11 protein-coding genes and 3 rRNA genes are annotated in these 16716 nt (G+C 64.4%); 2 read left to right on the top strand and 12 right to left on the bottom strand.

Going from position 1 to position 16716, the window contains the following annotated elements; all coding sequences use genetic code 11:
- Window positions 1–9 precede the first annotated feature (9 nt).
- From RLT59_RS33530 to RLT59_RS33475, 12 genes are all read right to left on the bottom strand, one after another.
- Window positions 10–627 (bottom strand): MerR family transcriptional regulator, encoded by a 618-nt coding sequence (locus tag RLT59_RS33530; RefSeq protein WP_399126541.1) that lies wholly within the window; start codon window positions 625–627, stop codon window positions 10–12.
- Window positions 628–795: 168 nt separating this feature from the next.
- Window positions 796–1269, bottom strand: a complete 474-nt coding sequence (locus tag RLT59_RS33525) for a bifunctional nuclease family protein (RefSeq protein ID WP_006123076.1) — start codon at window positions 1267–1269, stop codon at window positions 796–798.
- Window positions 1270–1322: 53 nt separating this feature from the next.
- Window positions 1323–2066 (bottom strand): transcriptional regulator FtsR, encoded by a 744-nt coding sequence (locus RLT59_RS33520; protein ID WP_311306859.1) that lies wholly within the window; start codon window positions 2064–2066, stop codon window positions 1323–1325.
- Between the two features lie 40 nt (window positions 2067–2106).
- Window positions 2107–3015 carry an FHA domain-containing protein gene (locus RLT59_RS33515; protein WP_311307947.1) on the bottom strand — a complete coding sequence of 303 codons (909 nt, stop codon included), beginning with the start codon at window positions 3013–3015 and terminating at the stop codon, window positions 2107–2109.
- A gap of 61 nt (window positions 3016–3076) precedes the next feature.
- Window positions 3077–3868 (bottom strand): DUF881 domain-containing protein, encoded by a 792-nt coding sequence (locus tag RLT59_RS33510; protein WP_311306858.1) that lies wholly within the window; start codon window positions 3866–3868, stop codon window positions 3077–3079.
- 5 nt (window positions 3869–3873) lie between these two features.
- On the bottom strand, window positions 3874–4206 hold the full coding sequence (locus RLT59_RS33505; protein WP_003970459.1) for a small basic family protein: 333 nt from the start codon (window positions 4204–4206) through the stop codon (window positions 3874–3876).
- The gene (locus RLT59_RS33500; protein ID WP_311306857.1) at window positions 4203–5126 is read right to left on the bottom strand and encodes a DUF881 domain-containing protein; all 924 of its coding nucleotides are present in this window, start codon (window positions 5124–5126) and stop codon (window positions 4203–4205) included. The genes RLT59_RS33505 and RLT59_RS33500 overlap by 4 nt, the downstream gene beginning before the upstream one ends.
- Window positions 5127–5274: 148 nt before the next feature.
- The gene (locus RLT59_RS33495) at window positions 5275–7770 is read right to left on the bottom strand and encodes a sugar phosphate nucleotidyltransferase (protein WP_311306856.1); all 2496 of its coding nucleotides are present in this window, start codon (window positions 7768–7770) and stop codon (window positions 5275–5277) included.
- 113 nt (window positions 7771–7883) lie between these two features.
- Complete coding sequence (locus tag RLT59_RS33490; protein ID WP_311306855.1) at window positions 7884–8492, bottom strand: cardiolipin synthase ClsA; 609 nt, start codon at window positions 8490–8492, stop codon at window positions 7884–7886.
- 149 nt (window positions 8493–8641) lie between these two features.
- A 5S ribosomal RNA gene (rrf, locus tag RLT59_RS33485) occupies window positions 8642–8758 on the bottom strand.
- A gap of 79 nt (window positions 8759–8837) precedes the next feature.
- Window positions 8838–11964 (bottom strand): 23S ribosomal RNA (locus RLT59_RS33480).
- A 307-nt stretch (window positions 11965–12271) separates the two neighbouring features.
- Window positions 12272–13797: ribosomal RNA gene (locus RLT59_RS33475) — 16S ribosomal RNA — on the bottom strand.
- The 16S, 23S and 5S rRNA genes sit together here, the layout of an rRNA operon.
- 692 nt (window positions 13798–14489) lie before the next feature.
- Here RLT59_RS33475 and RLT59_RS33470 point away from each other — a divergent pair.
- Both RLT59_RS33470 and ptsP read left to right on the top strand, forming a co-directional pair.
- Window positions 14490–14939: a PTS sugar transporter subunit IIA gene (locus RLT59_RS33470; RefSeq protein ID WP_311306854.1), complete on the top strand. Its 450-nt coding sequence runs from the start codon at window positions 14490–14492 to the stop codon at window positions 14937–14939.
- A 76-nt stretch (window positions 14940–15015) separates the two neighbouring features.
- A complete protein-coding gene (gene ptsP / locus RLT59_RS33465; protein WP_311306853.1) occupies window positions 15016–16686 on the top strand; it encodes a phosphoenolpyruvate--protein phosphotransferase in 1671 nt (556 codons plus the stop codon).
- The last annotated feature ends 30 nt before the right edge of the window (window positions 16687–16716 follow it).

Here is a 16716-nt window from a genome sequence, read left to right as displayed (position 1 = left end):
GTCACCGGGTCAGCCGGCCCGGTTGCGCCGTCGGGCGAGCTCATCTGCGGGATTGTTCCCGATCAGTGTCTCGCCGGTGTCCACCCGCTCGCCATGCAGCTGTGACAGCGCGGCGTCGACGTCCCGCCAGACCACCCCCACGGCGATACCGAAGACGCCCTGCCCCCCTTGGAGCAGCTGCACGACCTCGGCGGGCGAGGAGCACTCGTAGACCGTCGCTCCGTCGCTCATCAGCGTCATGCGCTCCAGGTCCTGGAACCCGCGGGCCCGCAGGTGCTGGACCGTGGTGCGGATGTTCTGGAGGGCCACCCCGGTGTCGAGGAAGCGCTTCACGATCTTCAGCAGGACGACGTCCCTGAAGCTGTAGAGCCGTTGTGTGCCCGACCCGTAGGCCGGACGGACGCTCGGCTCGACCAGGCCCGTACGGGCCCAGTAGTCGAGCTGTCGATAAGTGATCCCCGCCGCCGCGCATGCCGTCGGCCCCCGATAGCCGATGTCCTTGGCCGATGCCACGCCGCCCCCCGCCACCGCAGCCGGCGCAGCCGGCTGCCTGATGGTCTGGTCGGCTGTACTCCCCTGCTGCGGATATGGCCCACCCACTGCCGCACCGTCGCCGCTGCTTCCCACGCCGACCTCCGTCCTTGACCTGCCCACTCGAAGGTAGGCAGTCACCCGGGGTGCGTCAACGATCGCCACACTCGGCACGCCGAGTGATAATCACCCTGAGGGTGGTTTCCCGTGACCCTCGACCGGGAAAGGATTGTCGGATGCACTGACGGCGCCCCTTCGGGGACGTCACTGGCTGTTCGTGCCGAAGTCCTCCGGCGAGATCTGGTCGAGGAATTCGCGGAACTTCTCCACCTCGTCCTCCTGCTCGTCGGGAATCGCGATTCCCGCGTCATCGAGCACCCCGTCACTGCCGTAGATCGGCGTTCCGGTGCGCAGGGCGAGCGCTATGGCGTCGGACGGCCGCGCACTCACCTCGACTCCGCTCGCGAAGACCAGCTCCGCGTAGAAGACCCCTTCCCTGAGATCCGTGATCCGGACCTCGGTGAGCTCTTGGCCAACGGCCTCAAGCACATCCTTGAAGAGGTCATGGGTCAGTGGCCTGGCCGGAGCCATGCCCTGCTGGGCGAAGGCGATCGCGGTCGCCTCGCCAGGACCGATCCAAATGGGGAGGTACCGGTCGCCTCCCACTTCACGCAGGAGCACGATCGGCTGGTTGGAGGGCATTTCCACCCGGACACCCACAACGTCGAGCTCGTTCACACAGCAACCCTAGGACGTGCTCGGCAGGTTTGGGTAGTCGGGGCCCACGCGGATCAGTGGAGTCTGATCTGGAGCGTGGTCTGTACGAGGGCCGAATGCAGCCGTACGGAGAGCTCCGCCAGCTCCTTCGCGGTGGCCTCGGCATGGGCTCTGGTCTGCGGATTCCGGTGCCGGCGCAGGGGTGCGACCACCTGCTCGATCAGCCCGGCCTCCCGGTCCGCGGCGGCCCGCATGGCGCGCAGATGCCGCGGTTCCAGACCGAATCGGCCCAGATCCGCCACGAGCCTGGCGACGGTGACCGTCTCCGCGTCGTATCCGCCGTCGGCCGACGGCACGACCAGTCCGTAGGACTCCCACGCGTCGAGGTCGCTCTCGGTGACCTCCGCGGCAGCGAGCAGCTCTGCCCGGCCGATGCGGGCGGCGGTGGCCCGGCCCGTCCCGCCGGTCCAGCTGCCGTCGGTGAAGTCCCGCTCACTGTCCGGGGCCGGCAGGGGGGCACGCTCGCCCCGGGCGACGGCGTCCAGGTGCTCGCGGATGACCTTGAGCGGAAGGTAGTGGTCCCGCTGCATCCGCAGCACCTGGGCGAGCCGCTCGACGTCGTCGTGGCGGAACTTGCGGTAGCCGGAGGGCGTCCGCTGCGGCTCGACGAGTCCCTCCGCCTCCAGAAACCGGATCTTGGAGATGGTGACTTCGGGAAACTCGTCCCGCAGCTGCAGGAGCACCGTGCCGATGCTCATCGGGCGGTCGTCGGCGGTGGCGGTGCCGTTTCCGGCACCGCCCGTCGGTGTTCTCAGCATGGACCTTCCTCGGGGTCCCCCCGACGCAGTCAGGGGCGGGTCAGATGGCCCGCTGGCTCGCGTAGAAGACCAGCCGGTACTTGCCGATCTGCACTTCGTCGCCGTTGGAGATCGCGACGGAGTCGATGCGCTCGCGATTGACGTAGGTGCCGTTGAGGCTGCCCACGTCCCCGACCGTGAAGCTGCCGTCGGGACTCCGGCGGAACTCCACGTGGCGGCGCGAGACCGTCACGTCGTCGAGGAAGATATCGCTCTGCGGGTGGCGGCCGGCCGTGGTCAGCTCACCGTCCAGCAGGAATCGGCTGCCCGAATTCGGACCTCGGCGCACCACCAGGAGCGCCGAGCCGAGCGGCAGGGCGTCCACAGCGGCCTGGGCCTCGGGCGAGAGCGACGGCGCCAACGTCTGCCCGGTCGCCTCCGCCTCGTAGGCCTCAAGGCCCGAGATGGAGATGGTCGACGTCGTCTCCGAGGCCCGCTCGGGAACGCCGCCCCTCAGCGGCGCGCCGCAGTTGGAGCAGAAACGGCTCGCTTCGGCATTGCGGTGGCCGCACCTCGTACAGACCGGCATGGACGAACCCTCCTGCCTCGGGGTGAACCCTCCACCCGTACCTGAGGTTGACGGTTCTCCGAAACCTATGCGGCCGGGACCGGCGGGGTCAACAGACGACGCGCCCGAATTGTCACCCCCCGGGCCTCCCACCTGATCGCGGAAGAGCGGGCGCTCGGAGCCCTGCTCGTCGGCTTGACCATTGCGCGGCGCGCGATGGCGGGCAGCCTCATCGCGTGCGCTCTTGCCGAACAACTTTCCAAACAACTTCACGGGCGATTCCCCTTGACCGAAACAGACCCGCCCGTGGGGCAGGACGAACCCTGAATGAACACACCTGCCGACCCGGACACCTTCACAACGTCCGTATCTACTCGACAGTTTCCACCACGCGCCACGAATACGATGCGGCGACCCCCCGCAACCTTCTGCCCGTGTCCCCCGACGCCCACGCGTCCCGGTTTCACTGGGCCGACGACCGAGCGTAGTCAGGCCGCTCCGCCGGTCGCAAGGCGTTCACGACAATGTCCTCGGCCTGCGCCACATGCACGGTGGCCTGCTCCTTCTCCAGCGTCTGCACCACGCCTCCCGGGATGTTCAGCGCCGGTTCCAGATCCTGCGGCTTGCCGATGACCTTGAAGACGTACGGAGCCGTAATCTTCCGCCCGTCGACCTTGATGGCGCCGCCGTCACCGGAGAAGTACGTATTGGCCACCACCCGCACGCCGTTGACCTCGATGGCCTCGGCGCCGGCGGCCCGGAGTTCCTGGAGCGCGTCGAGCAGCTTGTCCGCCTCGACCGCGTCACCAGGATCGTTGATGGTGAGGGTGATTCCCGGGCCGTGCGCCGCCACCGTGCCCGCGAGGATGCCGAGTTGACGTTCCTTCTCGACCGTCTGCTTACGGGCCTCCTCCGCCTGGTCGGAGCTGTTCTCCAGCTCCGTGCGCTGGTCCTCCAGGCGCTGCTTCTCGTCCTCCAGCCGCTGCGAACGGTCGTCCACCTCGTCGAGGATGCGGACCAGGTCCTCCTGGCGCGCGCCACGCAGGGCGCTGTTGTCGCTGTTGGACCGCACCTGGATCGCGAGCCCGAGACCGAGCACGAACAGCAGTACCGCGACAATGAGTTGGGCGCGGGTGACCCGTGGCGGCCAGATGCCGGCGATCAGCCGCTGGCGTCCGGTGAGCTCCTTGGGCGCGTCCACGGGCCGTTCGCCGGGCTGTTCCCGACCGCCGGTGAATTCCTCGTCGTTGCTCATCGGCCTCAGGCCCGGAAGACGTGCCGGCGGATGGCGGCGGCGTTGGAGAAGATCCGGATACCCAGGACGACCACCACACCGGTAGAGAGCTGGGCGCCGACGCCCAGCTTGTCGCCGAGGAAGACGATCAGGGCGGCCACGACCACGTTCGAGAGGAACGAGACCACGAAGACCTTGTCGACGAAGATTCCGTCGAGCATCGCCCGCAGGCCGCCGAAGACGGCATCGAGGGCGGCCACGACGGCGATCGGGAGGTAGGGCTCGACCACCGCCGGCACTTCGGGCCGGACCAACAGTCCGACCACGACTCCCACGACGAGGCCCAGTACGGCGATCACGATGTGCCCTTCCCTGTGTCTGCCGCACCACTGCCGGTGTCTGCGGCCTTATAAGGCTCTGCTGTCCGTACGATCAGGCTCGGGGCTGCCGGGAGACTCACCTTCTCCTGGACGGAGAGGCTCGTCCTGATGTCGAAGGTGTCCTTCAGCGCTTGCAGGTACTGGCCGTCGGCGCTGTCACGGAAGGCGGCACCGAGCTTCTTCCCGTCCCCCACCGCGAGCACCGAGTACGGCGGCACGAGCGGTTTGTTGTCGACCAGTATGGCGTCGCCCGCGGCCCGGATCGCCGACAGGGCGGTCAGGCGCTGCCCGTTGATGGCGATCGCTTCGGCGCCGGACTGCCACAGCCCGTTGACGACCCGCTGCATGTCCCGGTCCCGGACCCGTCCGGTGTCGGAGAAGCCGCTGGTCTCACGCGGCCCACCGCCGCCCTGGTCGGTGTCCTTCGCGTCGTCGACGACCAGCTTCACGCCGGGCCCGTGCACCGCGGTCGCGCCGGAGAGCAGCGCCACCAGCTCCGCCTGGTCGCCGCCGTGTTTTTCCAGAGCTTTGCGCTGGCGTCTGCCGACATCGTCGCGGACCTTCTCGACCTGGTCCTCAAGGGTGTCGGCCGCGTCGGTCTCCGCGTCGATCCGGTCGATCAGCTCTTCGCGTTCCTTGGCGAGGACCGGCGCGGAGACCCGTGCCTGCGCGGCACCCAGAGTGACAACGAGCGCGGCCAGCACCAGGCACGCCGCGAAGCCCAGCTTCGCCTTGAGCGTACGGGGCAGGCCGGCCCGGCCGTCTGCCTTGCGACGGGCCGATGCCTCGGCGTATCCGTCGTCCAGGCTGTGGTCCATCACGTTGGTCAGCAGCGACATGGACGCGTCGGGGCGCGCGGGCGGCGAGGCCGTACTCCGATCGGGGGGCTGCTGCGACATGCCGCACATCGTCGCACGTCGCAGCGGCTACCGCCGAATGGCCCCACCGGTCCGCCGGGAGCCGCCGACGGGCGCACTCCGGCAGACCGTGTGCACGCGAACCGTCCGGCCGCGGCGAAGCGTTCCTCGCCCGCCGCGGCCGGGCGGCTCAGTCGCCCGCGCTCTCGACGATCGTCGACCACTCGTCCAGGAGTGCCTGCGCCGACGCGTCGTCCGGGCCTTCGGCCCACAGATGGGTGACCGCTTCCGCCCGGTCCGGCAGCACCATCACCCAGCGACCGTCCGCCTCGACGACCCGCACGCCGTCCGTCGTGTCGACGTCACGGTCTCCGGCGGCCTCGACGACCCGACGCATCACCAGCCCCTTCACCGCCCACGGAGTCGCCAGGTCACGGCGGAGCACATGGGCGCGCGGGATACGCGCGTCGATCTGGCTGAGCGTGAGCTGCGTCCTGGCCACCAGCCCGATCAGCCGCACGAAAGCGGCCGAGCCGTCGAAGACGCTGCTGAATTCCGGAACGATGAAGCCGCCCCGGCCGTCTCCACCGAAGATGGTGCCTTCCTCGCGTCCGACCCGGGTCAGGTCGTCGGGCGATGTCGTCGTCCACTCGACCTGGGTGCCGTGGTACGCGGCCACCTGCTCTGCGATCCGGGTGGTGGTCACCGGCAGCGCCACCCGTCCGCTGCGCCGCTCGGCGGCGACGAGGTCGAGCATGACGAGCAGGGCCCGGTCGTCCTCGATGATCCGGCCCCGTTCGTCGACGAGGGAGAGCCGTTCGCCCACCGGGTCGAACCGGACGCCGAAGGCTGCCCTGGCCGAGGAGACGATCTCCCCGAGCCGCACCAGTCCGGACCGCCGGGTCTCGGCGGACTCGGTGGGACGCGACTCGTCCAGCCCCGGATTGATGGTCAGCGCGTCCACGCCGAGCCGACCCAGCAGGCTGGGCAGAACAAGCCCCGCGCTGCCGTTGGAGGCGTCGACGACGACCTTGAGCCCGGCGTCGGCGATCCCGGCGGTGTCCACGTTCCGCAGCAGGGACCCGGTGTACGAGTCGAAGACACTGGACGGGAAGTGCAGGTCACCGATCTCGCCGGGGAAGGCGCGGCGGTACTCCTGCCGGGCGTAGACACGGTCCAGCTTCCGCTGCTGGGCCTGGGAGAGGTCCGCACCGCTCGCGTCGAAGAACATGATGTCGACGGAGTCGGGGACACCCGGCGACGTGCGGATCATGATGCCGCCGGCGCTGCCGCGCGCGGTCTGCTGCCGCGCCACGGGCAGCGGTACGTTCTCCAGGTCGCGGACGTCGATGGCGCTGGCCTGAAGTGCCGAGATCACCGCGCGCTTCAGCGCTCGGGCGCCCCGGGAGTGGTCACGCGCGGTGGTGACCGTCGAGCCCTTCTTCAGCGTCGTGGCGTACGCACCGGCCAGCCTGACAGCCAGTTCCGGCGTGATCTCGACGTTCAGGATTCCGGAGACACCGCGCGCTCCGAACAGATGAGCCTGTCCGCGCGACTCCCAGATCACCGAGGTGTTGACGAATGCGCCTGCCTCGATGGTCTTGAACGGGTAGACGCGGACGTTGCCCTGAATGATCGATTCCTCACCGACGAGGCATTCGTCGCCGATGACGGCGCCGTCCTCGATCCGGGCGGCACGCATGATGTCGGTGTTCTTGCCGATGACACAGCCACGCAGATTGCTGTGATCACCGATGTACACGTTGTCGTGCACCACGGCCTTGTGCAGGAACGCCCCGCTCTTCACGACGACGTTCGACCCGATGACCGTGTGTTCACGGATCTCGACTCCGGCCTCGACCTTGGCGTAGTCACCGATGTACAGGGGTCCGCGGAGTACCGCGTCAGGGTGTACTTCCGCGCCTTCGGCCACCCATACTCCGGGCGAGATCTCGAAGCCGTCGATCTCCACGTCGACCTTGCGCTCAAGAACGTCGGCCTGGGCCTTCACGTAGCTCTCGTGCGTTCCGACGTCCTCCCAGTAGCCCTCGGCGACATAGCCGTAGATGGGCTTGCCTTCCTTCATGAGCTGCGGGAAGACGTCTCCGGACCAGTCGACGGAGACATCGGCCTCGACGTAGTTGAAGACCTCGGGCTCCATCACGTAGATGCCCGTGTTGACGGTGTCCGAGAAGACCTGGCCCCAGGTGGGCTTCTCCAGGAACCGCTCGACCTGGCCCGCTTCGTCCACGATAGTGATCCCGAATTCCAGGGGATTCGGTACACGGGTGAGGCAGACCGTGACCAGTCCGCCCTTTTCCTTGTGGAAGGCGATGAGGTCGGTCAGATCGAAGTCGGTGAGAGCGTCGCCGGAGATGACGAGGAAGGTGTCGTCCTTCAATGCCTCTTCGGCATTCTTCACGCTGCCCGCGGTGCCGAGCGGTTTCTCCTCGTTGGCGTAGGTGAGCTCCATTCCGAGCTCTTCGCCGTCCCCGAAGTAGTTCTTCACCAGAGACGCGAGAAACTGGACGGTCACAACCGTCTCATTGAGCCCGTGCCTCTTCAGCAGCCGAAGCACATGCTCCATGATCGGCCGATTGGCTACGGGCAGGAGCGGCTTGGGCATGCTTGAGGTCATGGGGCGAAGGCGAGTGCCTTCACCACCAGCCATCACGACAGCCTTCATGTCGGAAACGTCCTCCTCGAAGAGACGACGGTCTAGCCGACTTCGCCCGTCGGGGCAGCATCTGTTTCATCAGCCGCGGGCCGGCCACGCTGCGCGGCACCGCATCAACAGGCTCAATCGGCTACTGCATCCGCCTTGACAAGCCGGCGGACCTGAACCACATAGAGGATCCCTGCCCACCAGTAGAGCGTTGTACCCCATCCTGCGAACGCCCATCCGAAAACAGTGGCCAGCCATGCAAGCCAACCACCTCCGTCGCTGAGCAGCAACAAGGGAAACGCGTACATCAGATTGAACGTAGCCGCCTTGCCCAGGAAGTTCACCTGGGGCGGCGGATAGCCGTGCCGGCGCAGGATTCCCACCATCACGAGAAGCATCAGCTCGCGAGCGAGAAGCGCCGCGGTGAGCCAGAGCGGGAGGATCTCCCGCCAGGTCAGGCCGACAAGGGTCGAAAGAATGTAGAGACGGTCGGCAGCCGGGTCGAGTAGTCGCCCGAGGCTGCTGATCTGGTTCCAGCGACGCGCCAGCTTTCCGTCCAGGTAGTCGCTGATACCGCTGAACATCAATACGAGCAACGCCCAGCTGTCGCTCTTGGGCCCACCGAACTCGGGGCGGAGAATCAGCCACAGGAAGACAGGTACGCCGACGAGGCGAGCCATGCTGAGGATGTTGGGGATGGTGAGTACCCGGTTCGTCTGAACGCGAGTCTCCTGGACCTCCACCCGGGGGCCTCCTGTGAAGATCGTGCCAATGATGCTTCCTGACCCTACCCTCAGGGGCGGTCGGCGGGTACACGGGGGTACCCGAAACCTGGTCGGGAACGCAGAAAAGCCCCGTGCCACAAGGGCACGGGGCTCAACTATTAAAAGGAGTTCGGCGGCGTCCTACTCTCCCACAGGGTCCCCCCTGCAGTACCATCGGCGCTGAAAGGCTTAGCTTCCGGGTTCGGAATGTAACCGGGCGTTTCCCTAACGCAATGACCACCGAAACACTATGAAATTAACCAACACCGGAACAAAACACGGCCGTTCGTTATTTCAGAACTAACACAGTGGACGCGAGCAACTGAGGACAAGCCCTCGGCCTATTAGTACCAGTCAGCTCCACCCGTTACCGGGCTTCCACATCTGGCCTATCAACCCAGTCGTCTACTGGGAGCCTTAACCCCTCAAAGGAGGTGGGAATACTCATCTCGAAGCAGGCTTCCCGCTTAGATGCTTTCAGCGGTTATCCTTTCCGAACGTAGCCAACCAGCCATGCCCTTGGCAGGACAACTGGCACACCAGAGGTTCGTCCGTCCCGGTCCTCTCGTACTAGGGACAGCCCTTCTCAATATTCCTACGCGCACAGCGGATAGGGACCGAACTGTCTCACGACGTTCTAAACCCAGCTCGCGTACCGCTTTAATGGGCGAACAGCCCAACCCTTGGGACCGACTCCAGCCCCAGGATGCGACGAGCCGACATCGAGGTGCCAAACCATCCCGTCGATATGGACTCTTGGGGAAGATCAGCCTGTTATCCCCGGGGTACCTTTTATCCGTTGAGCGACAGCGCTTCCACAAGCCACTGCCGGATCACTAGTCCCGACTTTCGTCCCTGCTCGACCCGTCGGTCTCACAGTCAAGCTCCCTTGTGCACTTACACTCAACACCTGATTGCCAACCAGGCTGAGGGAACCTTTGGGCGCCTCCGTTACTCTTTAGGAGGCAACCGCCCCAGTTAAACTACCCATCAGACACTGTCCCTGATCCGGATCACGGACCCAGGTTAGACATCCAGCACGACCAGAGTGGTATTTCAACGACGACTCCACAACCACTGGCGTGGCCGCTTCAAAGTCTCCCACCTATCCTACACAAGCCGAACCGAACACCAATATCAAACTATAGTAAAGGTCCCGGGGTCTTTCCGTCCTGCTGCGCGAAACGAGCATCTTTACTCGTAGTGCAATTTCACCGGGCCTATGGTTGAGACAGTCGAGAAGTCGTTACGCCATTCGTGCAGGTCGGAACTTACCCGACAAGGAATTTCGCTACCTTAGGATGGTTATAGTTACCACCGCCGTTTACTGGCGCTTAAGTTCTCAGCTTCGCCGACCCGAAAGTCAGCTAACCGGTCCCCTTAACGTTCCAGCACCGGGCAGGCGTCAGTCCGTATACATCGCCTTACGGCTTCGCACGGACCTGTGTTTTTAGTAAACAGTCGCTTCTCGCTGGTCTCTGCGGCCACCCCCAGCTCACGGAGTAAATCCGATCACCAGTGATGGCCCCCCTTCTCCCGAAGTTACGGGGGCATTTTGCCGAGTTCCTTAACCATAGTTCACCCGAACGCCTCGGTATTCTCTACCTGACCACCTGAGTCGGTTTAGGGTACGGGCCGCCATGAAACTCGCTAGAGGCTTTTCTCGACAGCATAGGATCATCCACTTCACCACAATCGGCTCGGCATCAGGTCTCAGCCTTAACGTGTGACGGATTTACCTACCACACGGCCTACACCCTTACCCCGGGACTACCACCGCCCGGGCTGGACTACCTTCCTGCGTCACCCCATCGCTTACCTACTACAAGTCTGGTTCGCTTAGCTCCACCACTACCCTCAACTCCGAAGAGATCGGGTGGCTTCACGGACTTAGCATCGCCTGATTCAGTACTGGGCGTTTCAAAGCGGGTACCGGAATATCAACCGGTTGTCCATCGACTACGCCTGTCGGCCTCGCCTTAGGTCCCGACTTACCCTGGGCAGATCAGCTTGACCCAGGAACCCTTAGTCAATCGGCGCACACGTTTCTCACGTGTGTATCGCTACTCATGCCTGCATTCTCACTCGTGAACCGTCCACAACTCGCTTCCGCGGCTGCTTCACCCGGCACACGACGCTCCCCTACCCATCCACACAGGCGTTGGCCCTATATGTGTGAATGACACGACTTCGGCGGTACGCTTGAGCCCCGCTACATTGTCGGCGCGGAATCACTTGACCAGTGAGCTATTACGCACTCTTTCAAGGGTGGCTGCTTCTAAGCCAACCTCCTGGTTGTCTCTGCGACTCCACATCCTTTCCCACTTAGCGTACGCTTAGGGGCCTTAGTCGATGCTCTGGGCTGTTTCCCTCTCGACCATGGAGCTTATCCCCCACAGTCTCACTGCCGTGCTCTCACTTACCGGCATTCGGAGTTTGGCTAAGGTCAGTAACCCGGTAGGGCCCATCGCCTATCCAGTGCTCTACCTCCGGCAAGAAACACACGACGCTGCACCTAAATGCATTTCGGGGAGAACCAGCTATCACGGAGTTTGATTGGCCTTTCACCCCTAACCACAGGTCATCCCCCAGGTTTTCAACCCTGGTGGGTTCGGTCCTCCACGAAGTCTTACCTCCGCTTCAACCTGCCCATGGCTAGATCACTCCGCTTCGGGTCTAGAGCGTGCAACTCAAACGCCCTATTCGGACTCGCTTTCGCTACGGCTTCCCCACACGGGTTAACCTCGCTACACACCGCTAACTCGCAGGCTCATTCTTCAAAAGGCACGCAGTCACGACGCACCGAGTAAACTCGGCGCGCGACGCTCCCACGGCTTGTAGGCACACGGTTTCAGGTACTATTTCACTCCGCTCCCGCGGTACTTTTCACCATTCCCTCACGGTACTATCCGCTATCGGTCACCAGGGAATATTTAGGCTTAACGGGTGGTCCCGCCAGATTCACACGGGATTTCTCGGGCCCCGTGCTACTTGGGTGTCTCTCAAACGAGCCGTTAATGTTTCAGCTACGGGGGTCTTACCCTCTACGCCGGACCTTTCGCATGTCCTTCGCCTACATCAACGGTTTCTGACTCGTCTCACAGCTAAGCAGACTATGAAAAAGAGATCCCACAACCCCGCATGCGCAACCCCTGCCGGGTATCACACGCATACGGTTTGGCCTGATCCAGTTTCGCTCGCCACTACTCCCGGAATCACGGTTGTTTTCTCTTCCTGCGGGTACTGAGATGTTTCACTTCCCCGCGTTCCCTCCACACTGCCTATGTGTTCAGCAGCGGGTGACAGCCCATGACGACTGCCGGGTTTCCCCATTCGGACACCCCCGGATCAAAGCTTGGTTGACAGCTCCCCGGGGCCTATCGTGGCCTCCCACGTCCTTCATCGGTTCCTGGTGCCAAGGCATCCACCGTGCGCCCTTAAAAACTTGGCCACAGATGCTCGCGTCCACTGTGCAGTTCTCAAGCAACGACCAGCCACCCATCACCCCATCCTTACCGGATGAGTTCACTGGGGCCGGCGTTTGAAGGCGACCTTGCGGCCATACCTTCAGACACCCAACAGCGTGCCCAGAACCTGTAATTCAGTCGGTTCGTTTTCCACGCTCCGAGGAGCAGTACTTACGAACCGGTTGAACCACCGGTACTGAATAGTCAACGTTCCACCCATGAGCTGACCACCGCCGAACATTTGCCGACGTAGTGGCTCTGGATTCCTTACGGAATCTAGATGCTCCTTAGAAAGGAGGTGATCCAGCCGCACCTTCCGGTACGGCTACCTTGTTACGACTTCGTCCCAATCGCCAGTCCCACCTTCGACAGCTCCCTCCCACAAGGGGTTGGGCCACCGGCTTCGGGTGTTACCGACTTTCGTGACGTGACGGGCGGTGTGTACAAGGCCCGGGAACGTATTCACCGCAGCAATGCTGATCTGCGATTACTAGCAACTCCGACTTCATGGGGTCGAGTTGCAGACCCCAATCCGAACTGAGACCGGCTTTTTGAGATTCGCTCCGCCTCGCGGCATCGCAGCTCATTGTACCGGCCATTGTAGCACGTGTGCAGCCCAAGACATAAGGGGCATGATGACTTGACGTCGTCCCCACCTTCCTCCGAGTTGACCCCGGCAGTCTCCTGTGAGTCCCCATCACCCCGAAGGGCATGCTGGCAACACAGAACAAGGGTTGCGCTCGTTGCGGGACTTAACCCAACATCTCACGACACGAGCTGACGACAGCCATGCACCACCTGTACACCGACCACAAGGGGGGCACCATCTCTGATGCTTTCCGGTGTATGTCAAGCCTTGGTAAGGTTCTTCGCGTTGCGTCGAATTAAGCCACATGCTCCGCTGCTTGTGCGGGCCCCCGTCAATTCCTTTGAGTTTTAGCCTTGCGGCCGTACTCCCCAGGCGGGGAACTTAATGCGTTAGCTGCGGCACCGACGACGTGGAATGTCGCCAACACCTAGTTCCCAACGTTTACGGCGTGGACTACCAGGGTATCTAATCCTGTTCGCTCCCCACGCTTTCGCTCCTCAGCGTCAGTAATGGCCCAGAGATCCGCCTTCGCCACCGGTGTTCCTCCTGATATCTGCGCATTTCACCGCTACACCAGGAATTCCGATCTCCCCTACCACACTCTAGCCTGCCCGTATCGACTGCAGACCCGGGGTTAAGCCCCGGGCTTTCACAACCGACGCAACAAGCCGCCTACGAGCTCTTTACGCCCAATAATTCCGGACAACGCTTGCGCCCTACGTATTACCGCGGCTGCTGGCACGTAGTTAGCCGGCGCTTCTTCTGCAGGTACCGTCACTTTCGCTTCTTCCCTGCTGAAAGAGGTTTACAACCCGAAGGCCGTCATCCCTCACGCGGCGTCGCTGCATCAGGCTTTCGCCCATTGTGCAATATTCCCCACTGCTGCCTCCCGTAGGAGTCTGGGCCGTGTCTCAGTCCCAGTGTGGCCGGTCGCCCTCTCAGGCCGGCTACCCGTCGTCGCCTTGGTAGGCCATTACCCCACCAACTAGCTGATAGGCCGCGGGCTCATCCTTCACCGCCGGAGCTTTTAACCTTCCCCCATGAGAGAGAAAGTATTATCCGGTATTAGACCCCGTTTCCAGGGCTTGTCCCAGAGTGAAGGGCAGATTGCCCACGTGTTACTCACCCGTTCGCCACTAATCCACCCCGAAAGGCTTCATCGTTCGACTTGCATGTGTTAAGCACGCCGCCAGCGTTCGTCCTGAGCCAGGATCAAACTCTCCGTGAATGTTTTCCCGTAATCGGGGATCACACCACGAGAGCGGAACAGTCGAGTCGGAATAAGACCGACCGTTCACTGTGTCCTCGCTATGTGCATTGCCTGGTAGAACCACAAGTGGGTCTGCCAGGACTTTCAAAGGAACCTCGAACCTGCCGAAGCAGGTCGGGGTATCAACGTATCTGGCGTTGACTTTTGGCACGCTGTTGAGTTCTCAAGGAACGGACACTTCCTTTGTACTCACCCTCATCGGGCTTTCCTCCGGGCGCTTCCCTTCGGTCTTGCGTTTCCGACTCTATCAGACTCTTTCGTGTCCGATTCCCGGTCGAAGCAGGCCTCGCAATTTCGCTTTCCAGTTCTTCGCTTTTGCGTTTCCCTTTCCGGCGAGACCAACTCTATCAGGCCTTTCCTGTCCGATTGACCAGCCCCCAGCAGACATGCCGGTGCCGATATCGGGTTAGGGTTTGGGCTGAATAGTCGCCGCCGACCCCCGACTCAAAGTCGCGTTGGGGTCAGGCAGGAGTACGACAGTACAGGTTGCCGGGAGACGAGGCAAATCCTTTCCGGTGCACCCCTAGGTCCTCGAACCGGCAGGACTCAGGCGGAACCGGGACTTCATATGACTTACTCTGCTGAGCAGTACGCCGCCCTCCTACAAGCCGTGGCGGCCCACCACTGAAGCTCCACTCTGGGAGGCACCCATGACCACTGTGACGTCCCCTCTTGCCGGACGTGCCATCGGGCTCGCCGCGGTACCCGACCCGGTCTTCTCCGGCGCGATGGTCGGTCCGGGTACCGCCATCGACCCGGTGCGCGAGCCGTCGGAGGCCGTGTCGCCGGTCGACGGAATCGTCGTCTCCCTGCACCCGCACGCTTTCGTCGTCGTGGACGGCGAGGGGCACGGTGTTCTCACACACCTCGGCATCGACACCGTCCAGCTGAACGGTGAGGGCTTCGAGCTCCTGGTGAACAAGGGTGACACCGTGACTCGCGGCCAGAGCATCGTTCGCTGGGACCCTGCCGCCGTCGAGACGGCGGGCAAGTCGCCCATCTGCCCCATCGTGGCACTGGAGGCAACCCCCGACTCGCTCTCCTCCGTAGTCGAGGACGGCGACGTGAAGGTCGGCGACGCACTGTTCGGCTGGCAGTAACGCGTTCGGCGCAGTGACAGCCGACGGGACAACCACCGCGGAGGCCTCGGCCGCCGCACAATCGGAGACAGGTGAAATGGAGACAACGCTGCGGGGCGTAGGCGTGAGCCACGGTGTGGCGATCGGCGAGGTACGGCACATGGGCACGGCCGTGCTCGAACCGCCGGCCAAGCAGATCCCGGCCGAAGAGGCGGAGCGCGAGCAGGGACGGGCGCGGCAGGCAGTGGAGGCGGTGGCGGCCGACCTCGTCGCTCGCGGCAACCTGGCCGGTGGCGAGGCCCAGCACGTGCTGGAGGCCCAGGCCATGATGGCCCAGGACCCCGAGCTCATGGCCGATGTCGACCGGCGCATCGCCGTCGGCAGCACCGCCGAGCGCGGCGTGTACGATGCGTTCGCCTCGTACCGCGCGCTGCTGGCCGGTGCCGGGGAGTACCTGGCGGGCCGGGTCGCCGACCTCGACGATGTGCGCAACCGGATCGTGGCCCGGCTCCTCGGTGTGCCGATGCCGGGTGTGCCGGACAGCGACGAGCCGTACGTGCTCATCGCGCGGGACCTGGCTCCTGCCGACACGGCCCTCCTGGACCCGGCCCTGGTACTCGGTTTCGTCACCGAGGAGGGCGGGCCGACCAGCCACAGCGCCATCCTGGCGCGGGCGCTCGGTGTGCCCGCCGTCGTGGCGCTCCCCGGCGCCGGCGAGCTGGCCGAGGGCGTCGTCATCGCGGTGGACGGCAGCACCGGCGAGATCTTCGTCGAGCCGAGCGAGGAGAAGCGCTCGGAGATGGAGAGCGCCGCCGCCGCCCGGAAGGCAGCGCTGTCCAAGTCCACCGGTCCCGGTGCGACGTCCGACGGTCACAAGGTGCCGCTGCTCGCCAACGTCGGCGGACCCGGCGATGTGCCGGCGGCCATCGAGGCGGGCGCCGAAGGTGTGGGCCTGTTCCGTACCGAGTTCCTCTTCCTGGACGACAGCAAGCAGGCACCGTCGGAGGAGAAGCAGATCGCGGCCTACCGCGCGGTGCTTGAGGCGTTCCCCGAGGGGCGTGTCGTGGTGCGGGTACTGGACGCCGGGGCGGACAAGCCGCTGGACTTCCTGACTCCGGCGGACGAGCCGAACCCCGCACTGGGTGTGCGCGGGCTGCGGAGTCTGCTGGACCACCCCGATGTGCTGCGGACCCAGCTGACCGCGCTGTCCAAGGCCGCCGAGGGGCTGCCCGTCTACCTTGAGGTCATGGCGCCGATGGTCGCGGACCGTGCGGACGCCAAGGCGTTCGCCGACGCGTGCCGCGAGGCCGGGCTGAATGCGAAGTTCGGCGCGATGGTCGAGATTCCGTCGGCCGCGCTGCGGGCCCGTTCGGTGCTTCAGGAGGTGGAGTTCCTGTCGCTGGGCACCAACGACCTGGCGCAGTACACCTTCGCGGCCGACCGTCAGGTGGGTGCGGTGTCCCGGCTGCAGGACCCGTGGCAGCCCGCGCTGCTGGATCTGGTGGCGATGTCCGCCGACGCGGCCAAGGCCGAGGGCAAGAGCTGTGGTGTGTGTGGCGAGGCTGCCGCCGATCCGCTGCTCGCCTGCGTTCTGACCGGTCTGGGAGTGACGTCGCTCTCGATGGGCGCCGCGTCCATTCCTTATGTGCGCACCACGTTGGCGAAGTACACGTTCGCGCAGTGCGAGCGGGCCGCTTCCGCCGCGCGTGCGGCGGACTCCGCCGAGGAGGCGCGGGTCGCCGCGCAGGCGGTGCTCTCGGGCGAGTAGGACCGCGCCGCCCGGACGGTCCGGACGATG

The sequence above is a fragment of the Streptomyces sp. ITFR-6 genome, assembly GCF_031844725.1.
Taxonomy (GTDB): Bacteria; Actinomycetota; Actinomycetes; order Streptomycetales; family Streptomycetaceae; genus Streptomyces.
Note: the sequence above shows the minus strand (reverse complement) of the source record. Positions and strands in the feature narration are given on the sequence as shown.

Bases quoted from the DNA above. Each gene is read 5' to 3' on its own strand.
- ptsP (WP_311306853.1), top strand. From the start codon at position 15,016: ATGGAGACAACGCTGCGGGGCGTAGGCGTGAGCCACGGTGTGGCGATC.
- RLT59_RS33495 (WP_311306856.1), bottom strand. From the start codon at position 7,770: ATGAAGGCTGTCGTGATGGCTGGTGGTGAAGGCACTCGCCTTCGCCCC.
- RLT59_RS33500 (WP_311306857.1), bottom strand. From the start codon at position 5,126: ATGTCGCAGCAGCCCCCCGATCGGAGTACGGCCTCGCCGCCCGCGCGC.
- RLT59_RS33470 (WP_311306854.1), top strand. From the start codon at position 14,490: ATGACCACTGTGACGTCCCCTCTTGCCGGACGTGCCATCGGGCTCGCC.
- RLT59_RS33510 (WP_311306858.1), bottom strand. From the start codon at position 3,868: ATGAGCAACGACGAGGAATTCACCGGCGGTCGGGAACAGCCCGGCGAA.
- RLT59_RS33520 (WP_311306859.1), bottom strand. From the start codon at position 2,066: ATGCTGAGAACACCGACGGGCGGTGCCGGAAACGGCACCGCCACCGCC.